This is a genomic window from Nocardia pseudovaccinii NBRC 100343 (genome assembly GCF_001613225.1).
GTDB classification, from domain to species: domain Bacteria; phylum Actinomycetota; class Actinomycetes; order Mycobacteriales; family Mycobacteriaceae; genus Nocardia; species Nocardia pseudovaccinii.
Genome location: NZ_BDBY01000034.1, coordinates 101,180 through 118,389 on the forward strand (window position 1 = coordinate 101,180; position 17,210 = coordinate 118,389).

Annotated in this window: 21 protein-coding genes; 10 read left to right on the plus strand and 11 right to left on the minus strand. The window is 65.6% G+C overall.

What is annotated here, in order from left to right:
* Window positions 1-52: 52 nt before the first annotated feature.
* A complete protein-coding gene (locus NP3_RS04475; RefSeq protein WP_063824683.1) occupies window positions 53-1,153 on the plus strand; it encodes a Gfo/Idh/MocA family protein in 1,101 nt (366 codons plus the stop codon).
* Between the two features lie 253 nt (window positions 1,154-1,406).
* Here the strand turns inward: NP3_RS04475 and NP3_RS04480 are convergent, their stop codons facing one another.
* Both NP3_RS04480 and NP3_RS04485 read right to left on the minus strand, forming a co-directional pair.
* Complete coding sequence (locus NP3_RS04480) at window positions 1,407-2,609, minus strand: glycoside hydrolase family 76 protein (protein WP_084508133.1); 1,203 nt, start codon at window positions 2,607-2,609, stop codon at window positions 1,407-1,409.
* Window positions 2,610-2,852: 243 nt separating this feature from the next.
* Window positions 2,853-3,434, minus strand: coding sequence for a TIGR03086 family metal-binding protein (locus NP3_RS04485; RefSeq protein WP_063038240.1), 582 nt, complete (start codon window positions 3,432-3,434; stop codon window positions 2,853-2,855).
* A gap of 70 nt (window positions 3,435-3,504) precedes the next feature.
* Between NP3_RS04485 and NP3_RS04490 the strand changes: the two genes are divergently transcribed.
* Complete coding sequence (locus tag NP3_RS04490; RefSeq protein WP_063038010.1) at window positions 3,505-4,113, plus strand: TetR/AcrR family transcriptional regulator; 609 nt, start codon at window positions 3,505-3,507, stop codon at window positions 4,111-4,113.
* Between the two features lie 21 nt (window positions 4,114-4,134).
* Here NP3_RS04490 and NP3_RS04495 read toward each other — a convergent pair whose 3' ends face one another.
* From NP3_RS04495 to NP3_RS04505, 3 genes are all read right to left on the minus strand, one after another.
* The gene (locus NP3_RS04495) at window positions 4,135-4,872 is read right to left on the minus strand and encodes a MerR family transcriptional regulator (RefSeq protein WP_063038012.1); all 738 of its coding nucleotides are present in this window, start codon (window positions 4,870-4,872) and stop codon (window positions 4,135-4,137) included.
* Window positions 4,873-4,902: 30 nt separating this feature from the next.
* Window positions 4,903-5,805, minus strand: coding sequence for an alpha/beta fold hydrolase (locus NP3_RS04500; RefSeq protein ID WP_063038014.1), 903 nt, complete (start codon window positions 5,803-5,805; stop codon window positions 4,903-4,905).
* A gap of 69 nt (window positions 5,806-5,874) precedes the next feature.
* A complete protein-coding gene (locus NP3_RS04505; RefSeq protein WP_084508168.1) occupies window positions 5,875-6,348 on the minus strand; it encodes a GtrA family protein in 474 nt (157 codons plus the stop codon).
* A 208-nt stretch (window positions 6,349-6,556) separates the two neighbouring features.
* Between NP3_RS04505 and NP3_RS49765 the strand changes: the two genes are divergently transcribed.
* Window positions 6,557-6,724 carry a hypothetical protein gene (locus NP3_RS49765; protein ID WP_218024804.1) on the plus strand — a complete coding sequence of 56 codons (168 nt, stop codon included), beginning with the start codon at window positions 6,557-6,559 and terminating at the stop codon, window positions 6,722-6,724.
* Between the two features lie 113 nt (window positions 6,725-6,837).
* Window positions 6,838-7,554 carry an oxygen-binding di-iron domain-containing protein gene (locus NP3_RS04510; protein WP_063038016.1) on the plus strand — a complete coding sequence of 239 codons (717 nt, stop codon included), beginning with the start codon at window positions 6,838-6,840 and terminating at the stop codon, window positions 7,552-7,554.
* Window positions 7,555-7,717: 163 nt separating this feature from the next.
* Here NP3_RS04510 and NP3_RS04515 read toward each other — a convergent pair whose 3' ends face one another.
* Window positions 7,718-8,476 carry a helix-turn-helix transcriptional regulator gene (locus tag NP3_RS04515; RefSeq protein ID WP_157124086.1) on the minus strand — a complete coding sequence of 253 codons (759 nt, stop codon included), beginning with the start codon at window positions 8,474-8,476 and terminating at the stop codon, window positions 7,718-7,720.
* A 222-nt stretch (window positions 8,477-8,698) separates the two neighbouring features.
* Here NP3_RS04515 and NP3_RS04520 point away from each other — a divergent pair, with 222 nt between their 5' ends.
* Window positions 8,699-9,256 carry a hypothetical protein gene (locus tag NP3_RS04520; RefSeq protein WP_157124089.1) on the plus strand — a complete coding sequence of 186 codons (558 nt, stop codon included), beginning with the start codon at window positions 8,699-8,701 and terminating at the stop codon, window positions 9,254-9,256.
* Between the two features lie 51 nt (window positions 9,257-9,307).
* Window positions 9,308-9,790, plus strand: a complete 483-nt coding sequence (locus tag NP3_RS04525; protein ID WP_063038022.1) for a hypothetical protein — start codon at window positions 9,308-9,310, stop codon at window positions 9,788-9,790.
* A gap of 22 nt (window positions 9,791-9,812) precedes the next feature.
* Here the strand turns inward: NP3_RS04525 and NP3_RS04530 are convergent, their stop codons facing one another.
* Entirely contained in the window at window positions 9,813-10,382 is a 570-nt protein-coding gene (locus NP3_RS04530) for a TetR/AcrR family transcriptional regulator (RefSeq protein WP_063038024.1), read from the minus strand.
* A gap of 85 nt (window positions 10,383-10,467) precedes the next feature.
* Between NP3_RS04530 and NP3_RS04535 the strand changes: the two genes are divergently transcribed.
* Entirely contained in the window at window positions 10,468-10,998 is a 531-nt protein-coding gene (locus tag NP3_RS04535) for an anthrone oxygenase family protein (protein WP_084508170.1), read from the plus strand.
* A 181-nt stretch (window positions 10,999-11,179) separates the two neighbouring features.
* Here NP3_RS04535 and helR read toward each other — a convergent pair whose 3' ends face one another.
* From helR to NP3_RS04550, 3 genes are all read right to left on the minus strand, one after another.
* Window positions 11,180-13,390, minus strand: coding sequence for an RNA polymerase recycling motor ATPase HelR (gene helR / locus NP3_RS04540; RefSeq protein ID WP_174566169.1), 2,211 nt, complete (start codon window positions 13,388-13,390; stop codon window positions 11,180-11,182).
* Window positions 13,391-13,591: 201 nt separating this feature from the next.
* Window positions 13,592-14,329, minus strand: a complete 738-nt coding sequence (locus NP3_RS04545; RefSeq protein WP_063038026.1) for a hypothetical protein — start codon at window positions 14,327-14,329, stop codon at window positions 13,592-13,594.
* 87 nt (window positions 14,330-14,416) lie between these two features.
* Window positions 14,417-14,983, minus strand: a complete 567-nt coding sequence (locus NP3_RS04550) for a hypothetical protein (RefSeq protein ID WP_063038028.1) — start codon at window positions 14,981-14,983, stop codon at window positions 14,417-14,419.
* A gap of 121 nt (window positions 14,984-15,104) precedes the next feature.
* On the opposite strand from NP3_RS04550, the gene NP3_RS04555 reads away from it, so the two are divergent.
* Window positions 15,105-15,578, plus strand: coding sequence for a nuclear transport factor 2 family protein (locus NP3_RS04555; RefSeq protein ID WP_063038030.1), 474 nt, complete (start codon window positions 15,105-15,107; stop codon window positions 15,576-15,578).
* Between the two features lie 9 nt (window positions 15,579-15,587).
* Here NP3_RS04555 and NP3_RS04560 read toward each other — a convergent pair whose 3' ends face one another.
* Window positions 15,588-16,025: a patatin-like phospholipase family protein gene (locus NP3_RS04560; RefSeq protein ID WP_063038032.1), complete on the minus strand. Its 438-nt coding sequence runs from the start codon at window positions 16,023-16,025 to the stop codon at window positions 15,588-15,590.
* A gap of 270 nt (window positions 16,026-16,295) precedes the next feature.
* On the opposite strand from NP3_RS04560, the gene NP3_RS04565 reads away from it, so the two are divergent.
* Together NP3_RS04565 and NP3_RS04570 are read left to right on the plus strand one after the other, a co-directional pair.
* Window positions 16,296-16,697, plus strand: a complete 402-nt coding sequence (locus NP3_RS04565) for a peptidase inhibitor family I36 protein (RefSeq protein WP_063038034.1) — start codon at window positions 16,296-16,298, stop codon at window positions 16,695-16,697.
* Window positions 16,698-16,933: 236 nt separating this feature from the next.
* Window positions 16,934-17,158, plus strand: coding sequence for a hypothetical protein (locus NP3_RS04570; protein WP_063038036.1), 225 nt, complete (start codon window positions 16,934-16,936; stop codon window positions 17,156-17,158).
* The last annotated feature ends 52 nt before the right edge of the window (window positions 17,159-17,210 follow it).

Sequence of the window (17,210 nt, forward strand, 5' to 3'; positions counted from 1 at the left end):
GTCCGGTTAGCTATAAACGGACTTGAAAGGTCCGCTTATGTAAGGAGTGATCATGGACCCCATTCGGGTAGGTATCGTCGGCGCCAGTCCCGACCGCGGCTGGGCCGTGCGCGCACATGTTCCCGCGCTGCAGGCGCTCGAGGACTTCCGGATCACCGCCGTGGGCACGAGCCGTACGGAGAGCGCGGAGCGGGCGTTGCGGATGTTCGGCGCGACGCACGCATTTACCGATCCGCGCCAGCTTGCGCAGGATCTCGAGGTCGACCTGGTGGCGATCACGGTGAAGGTGCCCGCGCATGCGGAGCTGATCCGCCTGGCGCTGGCGGCGGGCAAACACGTCTACTGCGAGTGGCCGCTCGCACTGAACACCGCCGAGGCCGAATCGTTGGCCGAGCTCGCCTCAGACGCGGGCATCCGCCACGTGGTCGGCCTGCAGACCCGATACTCGCCGGCGATCGCCCGCGCCCGCCAGTTGCTCGCGGAAGGTTATGTGGGGGACGTTGTTTCGGCGACCGTGTACTCCGCACGTCACCTGGGTGCGGGCACGCGGGTACCGGCTTGGGCGGCCTACACCCTCGACCAGCGCAATGGTGCGGGCATCGTGGAGATTGTCGGCGGGCACACGTTCGACGCGGTCGAGTACCTGATCGGCGGTTTCACCGACCTGTCGGCCCGGCTCACCATCCGCTACCCGCATGCCGTGATCGAGGAAACCGACACGGCAATTAGTGTCACCACTCCGAACCATCTGCTGCTCGACGCCGTCACGGCGGACGGAGTTGTGGTGTCGGCTCACATCCATGACTCCAAGGTGACCAACGGTCACACCCGGATAGAGATCTCAGGCACCGCAGGGGATCTGGCGATCGTTTCCGGCGCCAACGGGGCGGGCGGCATTTCGTTGAGTGAACTGCGCCTGCTGGGTTCCCGCAGCGAGGGCTCCTGGCAGCCGCTGCAGGGCGAGGATCCGCTGGCGGACATGACGCTCGACACCGAAGTCGGCAACGTCGCGAGACTGTATGCGGCGCTGGCACAGAACATCCGAACCGGCACCACGACGGTCCCGACCTTCGATGACGGGGTCCACATGCACCGTCTGCTCGACGCCATCCGTCGATCGGCAGACACCGCGACACGGGTGCCAACCTCCTGAGGAACCCGACACCTCGTCGGCGGCCAGCACGACCAAACACGCGATTCGGGAGACACGGCCTAGGCGCATCCAGGTACTGCTCGACAATGCGCAATGACCACACCGAAGTCGACACCCTGACCGAGCGGGAATGCGAACCGGTTGGTTCTTGGATTCTGTTGTGACACATCGTGTTCGACACCGCGGTTGCTGTCGAACCTCGTCGACGGTCTCCGCGCTCACCGCCCCTGAGGCGAATGCGCCGGGGTGTGCGTCAGCGTCCCGCGGCGGTGAGCTGGTAATCCGCTTCGAGCAGCATCCACCCGCTCAGCTGTACCGAGAGATCGCGGCTCAGGTTCGCCGACGAAGCGGCGGACGAATGCGTGAGCGGGGGAAGGGTTCCCGGAGCCTCCGGCACCGCGACCGCGCGGGCCCAGTCCGGACCGAACAGGGGTAGCCCGTCCACCTCGGCGCGATTTTCCCAGGCCGCACGCGCGGAAGCGTGCACGATATTCGCGGCGGTGGTGTCACCCAAGGCCAGTGCGGCTTCGGCGAGATATCTGGCGAGGATACCCATGAACAGCCCCGAGTCGTTCCCGGAGGCCGCGGCGATCACCCCGGCGTCCGTGAGCCGGTCCGCGGTTGCGGCAACGAGTGCTGCCACGCGGCTGCGATGGCTCGATTCGCCGGTACGCACTGCCAACTCGGTTTCCAGCCCGATGGTCACGCCCTGGCTGTAGGTGTGGACAGTCCGGTCCACTCGTGCGCCGGGCTCATGGACACCGTCGAGGATCAGGCCGCTGTCGGTATCGCGCAATCGCGTGTACAGGAAATCGGCAAGTTGCCGGGCGCGGGGCAATTCGCCCAAACGCGCCATAGCGATACCGGTCGGACCGATCGCAGGGGTGTTGTAGAAATCGTCGCCGGACCGCCACGGCACCGCACCGACGATCGGGTTCCAGCCTTCGATCAAGGCGGCCCGCAAGTCCCCGATGGCGGCGCCGAACCGGACACCGAGCAGCCGGTCGGCACGTTCGAGCGCCAGCACCAGCCACGACATATCGTCGTAGTACCGGTTGGTCCAGCCGGTGAGATTGCGGGTCAGAATACCGCGTGCCAGGGCGACGACCCGGTCGATGCGTTCGGGAGTACGGGTGCGGTACGCGGCGTCCACCGCACAGTCGAGGAGGTGGGCTTGCCACCAGTAACACCATCGCACGAACGACTGGTCCAGCAAGGACGACGGCCAGACGAGCGCACCCAACCGCATTCCCGACTGCCCCCAGAGCGTGCGCACGTGCCGTTGCACGATCGCCTGTTCCGCGAGCTCAGCCCGCTTCCCGGGCGCCTCGGGGCCGGCTGACATCTTCCGCGTGATCCCCGCCTGCGTCGGCTGTGCCATTGCGGTGAGCGCGATCGAGGCTCCGCCCGCCAACAACACACCGCGTCGGCTGATCACCTTGTTCCGGCGATCCATCCGCTCGGACTCCCTTTACTGAACAACGTTCCCCGCAGCCGGAAACCGCGCAGCTACACCCTATCTCGCAACGACCACCACCGCGCGCCGCCGACCGGCGCCCCCGGTGCGGGTGTCAACCGCCGAGTGTGGCTGCCGCGGTCGTGAGATCGAGGAACACCGTTTCGCCGTTGGCCTCGTCGAGGCCGTCATCATCGGCTGACCCTGAAATCTCCGATCTTCGAACCGCTTCGGTGGAGCGCGCTATTTCCGGCCGTCGGCGGCGTTCCGATGGGGCTCCCAGTGGGGATCGCGGCCGAGAAGGGCTGCGATGACGTCCAGTACGGGCAGCGGTCGGTCCGGCTCCACCGGGGGCCGATAGACGCCATCCGGGCCGTTGAGCGAACTGCCCGGCGCGGTGATCGACTGAGCAATCGGCAATGCGAGCGCGGTGAGACGGTCGGGGACCGGGCAGGGGCGGCACAGCGCACGGGACAGGTCCCAGCGGTGCACGAGCATGTCGACGAAATGGACCGACAGCACTGTGTCCGTTGCCATCGGGCCGCGCTGCGGCAGGTTCACGACATCGCCGCTCTGTTCCATCGCGACCACCCACCGTGCGGCTGTGCGCGCGAAATCGTCGCGGGGATTGTCGGCGTGGTCGTCGATCGGCGCGAAGATGGCCGCGATCACAGCCTCGTGGCGTTCGTTCATGTGACTCACAAGGTCCGCGACGGTCCAGCCCGCACACGGTGTCGGCGCGTCCAGGTCCGCATCGGAAACAGTGGCCACATCGTGTGCGATCAGCGCCAGGGCCGTCGCGTCGAGTCGTAGCAGATCACTCATCAGCACACTCTCATTAGCATTCGATCGTTCGCTATAAGCATAGCGAACGATCGGACGCTATGATGGATTGATGTCGCCACGCAGCTCATTCGCCGAAGCGGCCCGCACCCGGGATCGAATCGTGCGGACCGCGGTCGAGGAGGCGTCGTGTATCGGTTTGGAAGGTCTCACGATCGGGTCACTCGCCGACCGGCTCGCCATGAGCAAGGCAGGTGTCATCGGCCCCTTCGGATCTCGCGAAAACCTGCAGAACGCCGCACTCGAACAGGCCGGCCAAATCTTTCGGACAGCGGTACTCACCCCTTTGACGGCGATGCCTCCCGGCGCGGCCCGCCTGGAACGGCTGATCGATGCCTGGATCGCTTACCTGGCCGAATGCCCTTTTCCCGGAGGGTGTTTCGTCACCGCGGCGTCGACCGAACTCGATGGGCGGCCCGGAATATTGCGGGATCGGCTGCGTGAGGTCGTTGCCGACTGGCGCACCTTTCTCACCGCCGAAATCGCTGCGGCACAAGACGAAACGACCGCTTCGCATCGCCGCCCCGACGAGATCGCCACCGTACTCATCGGCATCTCCATGGCGGTCAATCAGGAAATCCAACTGCTCGACGACGAATCCGCCGCCCAACGTGGCCGCGCGGCCATGCGCAACGCGGCCGGACTGCCTCCGTCACCATAGCTTCGACCACAAATGCCGACTTCAGCTGTGGCGCCGGGCGGTTCGGCGCCGCTCGGCGCGGTGAGCGAGTGCATCGATGATGCGTTGCCATGCCGGTGACGCCTCGGAGATCCGGGAAGAGATCAGTTGCAGGCTCTCTGGTCGGCCGTTGTCTCGTTCGTGTTCGATCTCCCATGCGTCCAGGTCGTCGATGAGCCGGTCCAGGCGTGGATCGTGCGGATCCCAGTCGACTGCTCGATCGCAGGCGAGATACAGGCGCGTGGTCTCGGGGTCGTCGAGGCCCGCGGTCTTGTCCCGTATCCGCTGCGGCATGGCCTGCGGGTCCAGCGCCTGCAGCAGGATCCACGAGTCGCGCTCGAGTCGCACCCTCTGTTCGCTGACGCCGAGACTACGCATCCGGTTCAGGATGGCGACCACGTCGGGGGGCAGAACAAGGCTTTCACCGCTTGCCAAATCGGCGATGCGGCCGCGGTATTCGGTGAGCTGGTCGATCTTGCGCTGCAATTCAACGTCGATGTCGGCGATGGCCGCGGCGAACTCGGTCGGCTTTGCATGGAGCAGCGCATCGATACGGGCCAGCGGAACACCGGCGTCGGCGAGGGTCCTGATCCGGATGAGGTCCACCGCGGCTTGCGCGCTGTAGCGGCGGTAGCCGGAGGCGTCGCGCTCGGGCTCGGGCAACAGGCCGACGTGGTGGTAGTGGCGAACGGCGCGCACGGTCACGCCCGCAGTCGCCGCTAACCGGCCGATGGTCAGCACCGTTCCCCTGTCGTCATGGTTGCGCCGAGTCTAGTGGGGCGCCACCCGGTCTACGACGTCGCGGATCGCCTGGACCACGGCGTCGGGGCGGTCGAAGCAGAGCCGGTGGTGGAGGGTGTCGGAGAGGATGCGTTGTTCCCCGTGCGAGACCCCGCTCACCAGGGCCGCGTCCATTCGCGTCTTGGCGTCGTTCATCTCCGGCGAGGTCAGCGTCTGCTGGGTAGGGTCGCTGCCCACGACGGTTAGTGCGACAACCGGGACGTCCGGGATATTCGGCCCCGCTCGCAGTTCGCTGGCGAGGTCGGTCAAGGTGGCACGCTCGGCGATGCCGACCCGCATCCATTCGTCGCTCACCTTGGCATCGATCAGTGGTTGCCGTATGTGCTCGGGGTAGTCCGCGAGCAACTCGGCGTGTATCTCGCGCAGGGCCGGGCGCATCTTTCGGAGCTGCTCCGGATCAGGTCCCATCTGCTCGATGGCGGCCAGACTCGCTGTGGGAGGCATGAATTCGTCCCAGTCGCGGTGCAGGACGTCCAAGCAGACCAGTCCCGCCACGTCCTGCGGGTACAACTGCGCGAACCGATGCGCGTAGCAGCCGCCGAGGGAGTGTGCCGCGAGAACGTAGGGAGCGGTGACGTTCTGGGCGCGCAGCAGCTCGCGCAGTTCCGTGGCCACCGCGGCGGCAGTGCGCGGCAGGGCCAGGGAATCGCTGTAGCCCGTGCCGCCACGGTCGTAGACCACAGCGGTGGTGAATTGCGAAACCTGTTGCTGGACACCGAAGTAGTCCAAGCCGACCGCGCTCGCGCCAGGCAGGAACACGACGGCCGGTCCGCCACTGCCCGACCGATGCACGAAAACACGGCGGCCGTCGATTTCCTCGAACCCGCCGATCGGCGGAGCGAGCCGAGTCGCGGAAGTGATGTCATTCGTCATGCGACAAGACTCCAACCCTGACCCAGGGTAAGGGTCAATCCTTCCGCCGCAGTGCCCGAAACGTGCTGATCAACGCGCCGCCTGCGACAGGTCGGATGGCCCGTGCTCGAAGACGAAGCCGCGCAGAGCCAGAAAGCGCATAACGCCGACCGCCGCCAGGATGGCGATCACCGCGCAGATCTGTGCGATCTCACCGAGGCCGGGTGCCCAGAATTCGAGACCGGCGAGCGCCGCGGTGCTGATCAACAGGCCGATCAGCACCAGCCCGCCCCCTTCCCACTGTGCGGTGAACCAGCCGACCCGCCCGGCCGCGTGGAAGGTGAGCTGCCGGTGCAGTTCGTTCGCGATCACCGTGCTGACGATCGAGCCGGCGATATTGGCGACCAGCGGGCCGATCCCGTTCATGGCCATGAACAGCAGGATGTAGGCAACGTTGCTGGACCCGCCGACCAGGGCGAAGCGGATCAGCTGGGCGAAGGCGTGATCACCGCCCAGATACCGCGTCACGCGGGCGAGTCGGTCGAGCCATTCCGTACGCAGCATCGGATAGTGGCCAGCATTGATAGTCAGATCGATGCCATCGAGGATCGTCTTGACCCCGTACGCCTTCCCCAACCCGGAAGCTGCAATTGCTGTGCTGTTCACGTGAACACTGTCGCCAGCCCGGCTGATGCCGACCTGACGCCAACCTGACACGCCCACTGATACGCGCCCGGACCGAGACCTGGAGCCACGAGGAATTCCTCGCCGCATGCCGAAACGCGAGGTCGCCGCCCCAGAAGCCCACGGCGATGAATGCCACATCCGCACCGCCCGCTTTAGACTGCTGCTCACCGGCTGCGTGCCGCGCATGCTGGCGCAACGCAGCGTGACCCCGACCTCGACCGCGACCCACCTGACCTATGACGTCGTTGTCTGATACCCGATGCATTGCCACATCGATCCGACAAGATCGGCAGGAGCCTGCGAATTCGGTGTGCGGGAGCGCGTCGGCGAGCAAAATGGCGGGGACGGCACAAGTAGGGAGGTTTCATGGAAACCCGTACCGACGAGATCGCCGAAGATATCTACCGCATCTCTACCTTCATTCCCGAGGTAGGGCCGACGGGCTTCACCTTCAATCAGTTCCTCGTCGATGCCGAGGAACCGTTGTTGTTCCACGCCGGTATGCGCGCGTTGTTTCCGCTGGTGTCCGCGGAAATCGCGCGGATCATGCCGGTGGAACGGTTGCGCTGGATCACCTTCGGTCATGTCGAAGCCGACGAATGCGGAGCGATGAACCTCTTCCTCGCTGCCGCACCGCATGCGCAGGTGGCGCACGGTGAGCTCGGCTGCCTCGTCTCGATCGACGATATGGCGGATCGGCCGCCGCGTCGGTTGGCCGACGGTGAGGTCATCGATCTCGGCGGCCGTCGAGTACGGCATCTGGATACTCCGCACGCACCGCACAACTGGGAGGCGCGCGTGCTGTACGAGGAGACCACCGGCGTGCTGTTCTGCGGTGACCTGATGACCCAGCTGGGAAGTGGCCCGGCACTGACCGATTCCGACCTGGTCGAGCAGGCGGCCGTCGCGGAGGACGTGTTCCACGCCACCTCGTTGGGGCCCGCCGTGCCCGCCACTCTGAATCGGCTCGCGGAGCTGGCACCCACCACGCTGGCGATCATGCACGGTTCCAGCTTCGTCGGAGACGGGGCCACTGCGCTGCGCAATCTCGCCACGGTCTACCAGGACCGCTTGGACTCCTGATCGCCCGGAAGCGCACGGCCGCCGATGTTTCCGTGCGGCTCGTCACAAAGCCGACCGGGACAACGACTTCCACGCCATCCAAAGCCATAGACGCAGTGCAGGCTTCCTCCGACGCCTGTGCCAACGTCGACGATCTCAGCATCGCCGGGGTGCGGGCCGCGGGCTAACCCGGGCGGACGAGGCCGAGACTGTGCGCTTTGCGCAGTGCCGAGATGCGGTCGCGCACACCGAGTTTGCGGTAGATGTTCTCGGTGTGCTTGGACACGGTCGCTGGGGTGATCGCGAGTCTGGTGCCGATGGCGCGAGCGGTCAGCCCATCACATAGCAGAGTCAGGACCGCGAGCTCACGTGGAGTGATCTTGTGTTCGGCGGGGTCTCCCGGTCCCGTGCCGGTGATGACCGCTGCCTCGTGGGCTTCGACGGTGTCGAGCAATGATCTGGCGAGCGCGGCGTATTCGAGGTCGCGATCGCTGAATCCGAGGCCGCTGCGGCTCATGATGACACTGCGGATTCTGCCCGGCCCCGCGGACAGCGGCAGAGCGAGCTGGCGGTCGATGCCGATCGCGTCCTTACCCGCTCGATATCCCTCCCCTTTCCACCAGCGGTCGTCGGCGACCTCGTCCATGCTCAGTGGTGTCATGTCCCGAGTGTGTGCATAGTGCCGCAGCAAGGGATGAGATCGCATGTGCGCGTGGATGAGTGCGTCCAGCGGGGCCTCGTACAACCAGTCAGGGGAACCGGTGAGCGCGTGACCGGTGCCTGCGTCCCAGTTCAGGTCGACCAGAACAGCCAGGTCACACGGTAGGTCAGCGGTCAACCTCTGCATCAAGAGCGGCCAGACCCGCACCGGCTGCTTCTCGGTGATGATCTCCAGCGCTAGATCGTGGATCTTCTTGGCGTCCCCACCCAGCCGATCGGTCACTCCTGCATTGTGCACCAACGGATCTCGTATATCAGCCGAAAGGCCGGACTGCTATACGCAAGTCTGCGAATAGCAACGGACGCAACGTGGACACTACCGTTGAAGTGCACGTAATCAGTTGGCCGACAACACTTTCGAGTCAATGCGCTCGGCAGCGGTGGTGTCGGAAGACACGAACAGGGGACAATCATGATGCGACGGATCATGGTATCGATGGGGTCGGTGTCGGCGGCGCGCGAAAATGCACGTTTCCGTCGTCGGCGCCTCATGATCTCGGCGGCAACGCTATTGGCCGCCGCCGGAATCACTGGCACTACGCTCAGTGCCGCCCCCACAGCGCACGCTGACGTACTGTCGCTGTACCCGCTTTACACATGGTGGAATCCGGAACGCGGCGACAACTTCACCACCGGCAACCGCAACGACGAAAACAGCGCCACCGCCGCCGCCTACCTGCCCATCCGCAAGGAAGCCTTCGTCTACGAGACCCAGCAGCCGGGAACCGTACCGCTGCACCTGTTCTGGAGCAACAGCCGCCAGGACAACTTCAGCACAGCGACGCAGGTAGGCATCGATTCCGCCTACAGTGCCGGATATACCTACATCGGCATTCAGGGATATATCAACACCAGCCAGGAGCCCGGCACAAGCCCGCTGTACCAGTTCTGGAGCGAAGCGCGCCAGGACAACGTCATCGCGGTCGATCAGACCACCATCGACTCCGCGTACAGCGCAGGTTATGTGCTCATCCGCGTCGAAGGCTACGCGCCGCACTACTGACCCGAGAAGATTGCGGCCATCCGGCGGCGATCGGCGGTATAGAAAGTTCCCATGGCTCGCATCGGCGTCACCGGACATATGAACATCACGGCCGACACAGTCCCGTTCGTGTACGACGGGATCAGGAAAGTCCTTGCCAGACAGGGAGACCCCGACGATCTGGTGGGTGTCAGCTGCATTGCTCGCGGCGCCGACTCGGTGTTCGCCCGGGCGGTGCTCGATGCCGGTGGGCGGCTGGAAGTAGTACTGCCGTCCGCGAATTATCGACAGCGGAAGGTGAAACCCGACCACGCGGAGCTGTTCGACGAGCTGATCGCACGCGCCCATACCGTGCGCGTCATGGACTTCGACGATGCCGGACGGGAAGCCTACGAGGCCGCGAACGAAGCCGTGCTGTCATCCTGCGATCGGCTCGTCGCGGTATGGGATGGCGAGGTCGGCGGCAAAGGCGGGACCGGCACGGTGGTCGCGCTGGCGCGAGCCCGTGACGTGCCGGTGGAGATCGTTTGGCCGGACGGAGCCGAGCGAGAGTGACCTACCGATTGTCTTGCCGAGCTCAGCCGAACAGACCGGCGCGCGCCGCGGTCGAAGCCACTGCCGCGGCCGCGTCGGCGGTGCTGTCGTCCACCGGCTCACGGGTGATCAGCACCCGGAAATAGATCGGCGCCACAAGAGTTTTGATCAGCTCGACGGGGTTTGTACCAGCGGGGAGTTCACCGCGTTCGACGGCGCGCGTCACGACCGGCAGCGCCTTGCGGATGCGGTCACGGAAGGCATGGCGGGTCGGATCGGGCGGCGCGGCGTTGGACAGCATGACAGCGAGGACCGCCCGGCCGGACGGGCTGCTGATCCACGCGACCAGACTGCGCGCCAGCGCGCGCAGGTCGTCCTCGACCGAACCCGTGTCGGGGATGGGGATTTCCGCTTCGACGCTGTCGGCCAGTGCATCAGCGATCAGTTCGTCCCGGTCGGCCCAGCGCCGGTAGACGGTGGTTTTGTGCACACCGACGCGCTGGGCGACGTTCTCGACGGTGAATGCGGCGTACCCGTGCTCGCTCAACTCGTCGACGGTCGCGGCGAGCACGGCGGCGCGAACCTTGGGTCCGCGTCCTAGAGGTGCGGTCATTGCAACTCCTTGTTGCGATATCGGCTTACGGCAGGCATGCTGACGATATCGCAACTTGATGTTGCGATATGAGATGGGAGTTCCGATGTTGTCGAAATCCGTCCGGGCCGCGGCGCTGCTGTTCCCCGGCCTGCTCGCCGGTGCGTTCGGCTACGGCGCGGTGAACGTGCTGTACGCGTTTCGCGAAGTGCCCCTTGATGTTCGGTTCACTTTTCATACCGCGCTGATGCGCGTCAACGGCCCGGTGATGCAGTCGCTGATGGGTCTCGCCGTCCTGAGCACGCTGATTCTGGCCGTGCGGGCGAAGTCATCGTCGCGGTGGATCGCGGCGGGCGCCTCAGCGCTGACGTTCATCTCATTCCTGGTGACCCGCTTCGGAAACGTGCCGATCAACCAGCAGATCAAACGCTGGGCGGTAGGCACGCCCCCCAGCGACTACGCCGACATCCTGCGACGTTGGGAACTGTTCCATTTCACCCGAACCGGTTGCGCACTGATCGCATTCATCCTCGTGATCACCGTCGTCGTCGGATCCACCCCGACCCGCGACGACGCCACGCACACCAGCTCCGCCGCCGACCAAGCCCCGGCCGAGGTCGCCGCAACGTCCCGGTGACGCCCCAGGCCGAGCCGTCTGCCTGTACTCCGACGACCGAGGCGAGATCATCTACGACGAACACGTCGAGGCACTGCGGTCCCATACGGATCGGCGGGAAGTTCGCCAGCAGCAGACGGATGCAGGCATCACAGCCGTCGGCGGCGGCCCCGGTATCGTATCCGGGGCCGCACACGAATCGTCAAGCCAACCCTCGATCACCGGCCTCGGCGAGACCGCCGATTTCGGCGAGTCCGGTCAGGGCCTGCGGCAGCGGGCCCTGATGCAAGACACCGAGGCGCTGGGTGGCGCGGGTCAGGGCGACGTAGAGTTCGGCTGCGCCACGTGGCCCCTCGGCGAGGATTCGTTCCGGCTCCACGACCAGGACGGCGTCGAATTCCAGGCCCTTCGTCTCCGAGGCGGGCACCGTGCCCGGCACGCCCGGGGGCCCGATCACGATGCTGGTGCCGTCGCGACCGGCTTCGTCGCGAACGAATTCCGCTATGGCATTGGGCAATTCGTCCTCCGACACCTGCTTGGACCAGGGCTGGACGCCGCACGCGCGGACCGACTCCGGTGGCTGGACTCCCGGCGCGAATTCGGCGAGCACCGCGGCCGCGACGCTCATGATCTCCGCCGGGGTGCGGTAATTCACCGATAGCGACCGATAGACCCAGCGGCCGGGCACGTACGGTTCGAACATCGTGTCCCACGATGTCGCTCCGGCCACCGACCTGCGTTGCGCGAGATCGCCTACCACCGTGAAGGATCGGCCCGGGCAGCGCCGCATCAGGACCCGCCAGTCCATTTCGGACAGCTCCTGGGCTTCGTCGACCACGATGTGTCGATAAGTCCAATCCCGGTCCGTGGCAGCGCGTTCGACGAGTTCACGGGTATCACGCTCGAGGAAGCGCTCGGCGAGGTCCTCGGCGTAGAGCATGTCCTGGGCGAGCAGGCCGATGTCGTCGTTCAGGTCCTCGCGCTCGATGAGAGTGTCGAACACGCCTGCGGCGTACTCGGCCTCGGCCTTGCGTTCCCGCTCGACGACGCGCGCCGCGGCCTCGTCGGCTGCCTTGTCACGGCCGAGCAGATCGACCAGTTCGTCGAGCAGTGGCACGTCCGACACCGTCCAGGCTTCGCCGTCGGCGCGCCACAGGGACTGGTCCGCGCCAGCCGCACGCAGGCGGTCAGCGGACGAATACAGCTGTGCCAGAAATGTTTCCGGCGTCAGTATCGGCCAGAGTTCGTCGAGCGCGGCGGTGAACTGGTCGTTGTCGGCGAGTTCGCCGAGCAGATCGGTCCGCAGGTTCTCCCATGCCTCGCGATCCTTCCTGGTCAGCCAGCCACGACCGATCCGGCCGATCGCCCGTTCGGTGAGCACGTAGGTGACGATCTCGCTGAACACCGCGCGGGCCTCGTTGTGCGGCAGTCCGCTCGCGCGTGCCTCCTCCCTCGCCCACTCCGCGGTCTCGGTGTCGATCCGCACCGTGACGTCTTGCAGTTCGATCGGCACCGGATGCTCCGGCACCCGCTGACGATCGGCGACGGCCGCCGCGAGCACGTCCAGGATCTTCAGCGAGCCCTTGAGCCGCGCGGCATCCGGGGTGTCCTCGGCGGTGACGCGCAAACCGGGCAGCAGATCACCGGTGGTCATGAACACGACATTCGTCTCGCCCAGCGACGGCAGCACGCGGCCGATGTGGTTGAGGAACGCCGGATTCGGCCCGACCACGAGCACACCGTTGCGCTCCATCCGCTCCCGCTGGGTATAGAGCAGGTACGCGACGCGGTGCAACGCCACCACGGTCTTCCCGGTGCCCGGGCCGCCCTCGATCACCAGCACACCCGGGTGATCGAGCCGGATGATCCGGTCTTGTTCGGCCTGGATCGTCGCCACGATGTCGCGCATCCCCGCACCGCGCGGCGCATTGACCGCCGCGAGCAGGGCCGCGTCCCCAAGCTCGCCATCACTCGGGCGGCCGAGTACCTCGTCGGTGAAATCGACAACCCGACGCCCGAGCGTGTGGAACTGGCGGCGTCGACGCATGTTCTCGGGGGACGCGGCAGTGGCGACATAGAACGCCCGCGACGCGGGCGCCCGCCAATCGAGCAACAGCGGCTCGTACTCGTTCTCCTCGTCGAAGATGCCGATCCGGCCGATGTAGGAATGTTCGCCCGAAACAGTGTCCAACCTGCCGAAACACAGCCCGTTGTCAGCCACGTCCAGCCGCTTTGCCTCCCTGGCCAGCGTGCGCACCTCGACATCCCGTTCCATGGGTGTCGCACCGGTTCCTCGCAACGCCGCGGTGTACTTTTCCTTCACTCGCGCGCGTTCGGCGTCGAGCCGCGTGTAGAGCCCGGCCACGTAGCCTCGCTCGGACCGCAATTCGTCTTCGTACCCCGCAGTCGTCATATGTCCCTCCCCTTCTCGACTCGACGGGCTCGACCCATACGTCGACAGCACACGCAATTCGCGACTCCCATTTCCGCACGTTCTGGCTTCGGCCAGTGATTCTGCGGTACGACCGGGGTCTTGCCGCAAGCCCCCGGGTGCGCTATAGATTGAATATGGAAGGGAGTTCCCTTCCATTCTTCGCAGGCAGCGATTTCGCGATCACGTGGCGCCGATCTGGACCGTGGTGGCCGCGGCCGCCAGCAGGGCCTTCAGCTGGGCGTGCGGAAAGTGTTCCGTACCGGCTGCCGGTTCCGTACGTGTGCTGTAGAAGTCCAGCTCCTCGTCGTCCCCCTGATAGGCCCACAGGTTGCCGTCCTGGTCGCGTTGCCAGATCACGCCCTGGCCGCGGAAGTCCGCACGCTCGAGCCAGTCGGTGCCACGAGGCCAGTAGCCGTCCAACCGTTGCGGACGTAGTGAGACATACGCCGCGTCCACGGCCGCGACTACCTCGTTCACATCGTCGCCTTCGAAGACTGCGGCGAACCGGCAGAGCAGCGCCAGTGGTGCCCCGGGATGCGGCAACCGTGAGTCGAGGACTGCGATTGCGCGACAGATCAGATCGAGTTCGAACCAGCGCAGCGCGTACGGGTGCCAGGCCGCCAGGTCGTCCCAACCCAGCTCGGCCGCATCGGTCGAGTCCGGGACTACGATCTGCAGGGCGTAGCTGTCGGTCGGGCAATCGACGGTCAGTCGTAAGCGGTAGCCGCCGCCGACATCGAACTCCACATCCACCGCCGTATCGTCCGCTTCCCAGTCCTCGTCGTCGGCATTATCGTCGAGCAGGTGCTTGATAGCGTCGAGCCGATCGGCTCCGGGGCAGCCCTCGTACGCGAAGGTGTACCGCGCCCAGAACACTGGATCGTGCAATGACTCGCGCAGGACTGATGGAATGGTCACTGCGTGATCATTGCTCACCGATACAGCTTCGTCAGGTCAGGGAAGGTGCCGAACGTTGCGGCGTTTTCGAAGTGCTGCGAGGGCGTCCTACTTCATGAGACTCAGCAGGCCGAGGTTCGGTTCGAGTGCGCCGTCCTGGCCGAGCGCCAGGAAGTCTGCTTCTACGGCCGAGCGGTCGAGTTTTCCAGCGCGCACCGCGCGGTAGCGCACGAACGACCAGAGGAAGACGTCGAGGTTGTCGAAGCGGGTGCCGCCCTCGAGCACCTCCTCCTCGTGGAACCACACGGCCACTTGGCCGTTGGTGAGTACGACATACAGATTGCCGCCGCCGTCCGCACCGATCGAGTAGACATCGTCGTCGGTCAGCTCGGTCGCATAGTCCGAATCGATGATGCCGCAGTCGTTTCCGGCGAAATCGAACCCGTAGGACCAGTCGAAGATGTCCAAGAACTGCGGCAGCACGCCTGACCGGACCCGGCGGTCGAACGCGGCCAGCGCCGCCGCGTCGGTCGGAGCCAGGCGCGTGAGAAACGGTTCCACCGGTCGGATCTGCTCGGGAAGCTGGACGGCTTCGGTAGCGGGCAACCAACGCGCCACGTCGGTGTCGAGGTCGCGATCGGTGTAGCCGACCAGGTCGGCGAGGGTAAGCGTCACGCACGGATTGTAGAAGTACCTCCGCACTGTCGACACACGAGAGCCTGTGCGGCACAACAGGCCAACGGTATTACGTCGGAGGTAATCGACGGGGCACATCGGTGCGGGCATGGTGGCAGGTATGAACGATCTCGGGACGATCACCACCCGCACCGTCGTCGAGGAGTTGCTGCGCCGAATCGGTGCGGGCGATCCGGACGCCACCGCCGCGCTCTACGCCCCGGTCAGCGACTGGAAGCTGAATTGGCCGGAGAACGAGCACAACCGACCCGCCACCCCATGGATCCGGCACCGCACCACACGCGCCGACGCGGCCGAGCATTTTCGCGAGATCGCTCGCCACCACGTGCCCGAGCAGGTCGGCACCGTGATCGAACGCACCCTGGTCGACGGCCCGGATGCGGTGGTGCTCGGCGAAATTCGCCAGACTGCCCGCCCCACCGGACGCCCCTATCGCTCCCGTTTCGCGCTGCACCTCACCATCGAAGACGGCCTCGTCACCCGCCATCACGTCTACGAGGACAGCCTCGCCGTCGCCCAGGCATTCGACACACAGCTACCCGAGCACGATCGAAGCGGCTCGAACGCACCCTAGTTCCGCACATCACTGCGGCTTTCCGCCACAAGCACGCCTACCAGACATCGAGGATCGCTGTGGCCACCTGAGCGGCCTGGGCCGAGCCGGTCTCGAAACAGGCCGCCCACCGGGTACGGTCGGCGAAGTCGGTGCTTCGTCCCGGCGCGTTTCCTCCGGGTCATTGCCCGCCGCCCGCGCCAACGCCAACGCCTTGCCGACCACCTCCGGATCGCCCTCGGACGGTTCGGATTCCGGCTGTGCCGCACGGGTAGCCAGAGCGGCGAGATCCCGTCCGGAGGTCAGCACGACCGCCGCGATGGCACCGGCCGAGGTACCGGCAATCGTGTCGGCCTCGGCGAGATCGACGCCTGCTCGGCGCAGACCATGAAGGAACCCGATCAGCCAAGCGGTGCCGACCACACCGCCCGGCCCCAGCACGACAGCCCTGCTCTCCTCAGTTCGCATGCGACCACCCCATAAGTCGAACGATCACACCACGAGCGATGATCTTCCTGAGAAATTATGCAGGCCAAGGTGTTTCGCAGTCATCGCAGCAGGCGCCGCACAGCTACCCGACGAACAAGTCCAGCTCGGCAAGGAACACGCCTTATCGGCCTCGAGCTCAGGGGCTGAGCTGCTCGATTAGTCGGCCGTTGGTGGGTCGTTGGTGAGTCCGCACAGAGTTGGTGTCAAGCCATCGGAAGGCCGACACCGATTCTCACGAAGGACATCACCATGAAAATCAACCGCGTCAACGCCGTTCGCCGTCTGGTCCCGATCGCCGCGGCCGTGCTGACTCTCGGCACAGTCGCGGGTGGCACGATGATCTCGGCCGCCCCGGCATCCGCGTCACCGAGCTACGACTGCCCGGGCGGAATGTTCTGCGGCTGGGACGGCGCCAATGGCACGGGCAGCATGCTCTTTCAGTACGACGCGGGCTGTTTTCTGCACGACATCGGCAACGGCGGCGTCGGTGACCGTTTGACCTCGTACTGGAACCGCACCGGCGTAACCGTGGCGGTGTACAACTGGACGGGCGAGCGCTGGCAGCTGCTCGCCTCCGTCGCGGACAACGCTCGGGGCACCCTGCCCTCCAGCGCGGACAACAAGGCCGACGCGGTGGAGATGTGCCGCTGAACCTCGCCGGTATGTGAGTGCGAAGTGCCCCCGGGAACATCGCACTCACATACCCGTTTCACAGGTGGCATCCTCACGAATTCCCATCGGCTGGATAAAGACTCACGATCAAGGGGCACGAAGTCATCACGGAGTGTGTTGTAGCGGGATAGCATCAGTCCGATTCCCACGCTGTCGAGGGCCGCGACCGCCGGGACGCACCTGGAACCATGCGACGCCCACAGGACGGCTCATAGATGCACGAAGATCCCGACCTTGCCCAAGCACAGGTCTTCTTGGAAATACTGACGAATCGGGCCGAGACGCTGACCCGCGAACTCGGACACGCCCACCGCCTGCACCCGGCATCCCGCGAAGAATTAGTGGTTGAACTGCGCGCCATACAGCGATTCATCGACCGGCTGCACCGCAGGTTCCCGGAAACCTGTCCTGGTCGCTACGCCGGTGAATTGCGACGTTGATCATCGGCGAACTACCTCGGGGATGCGGCAAGAGATACCGGTGAAAAGCCAT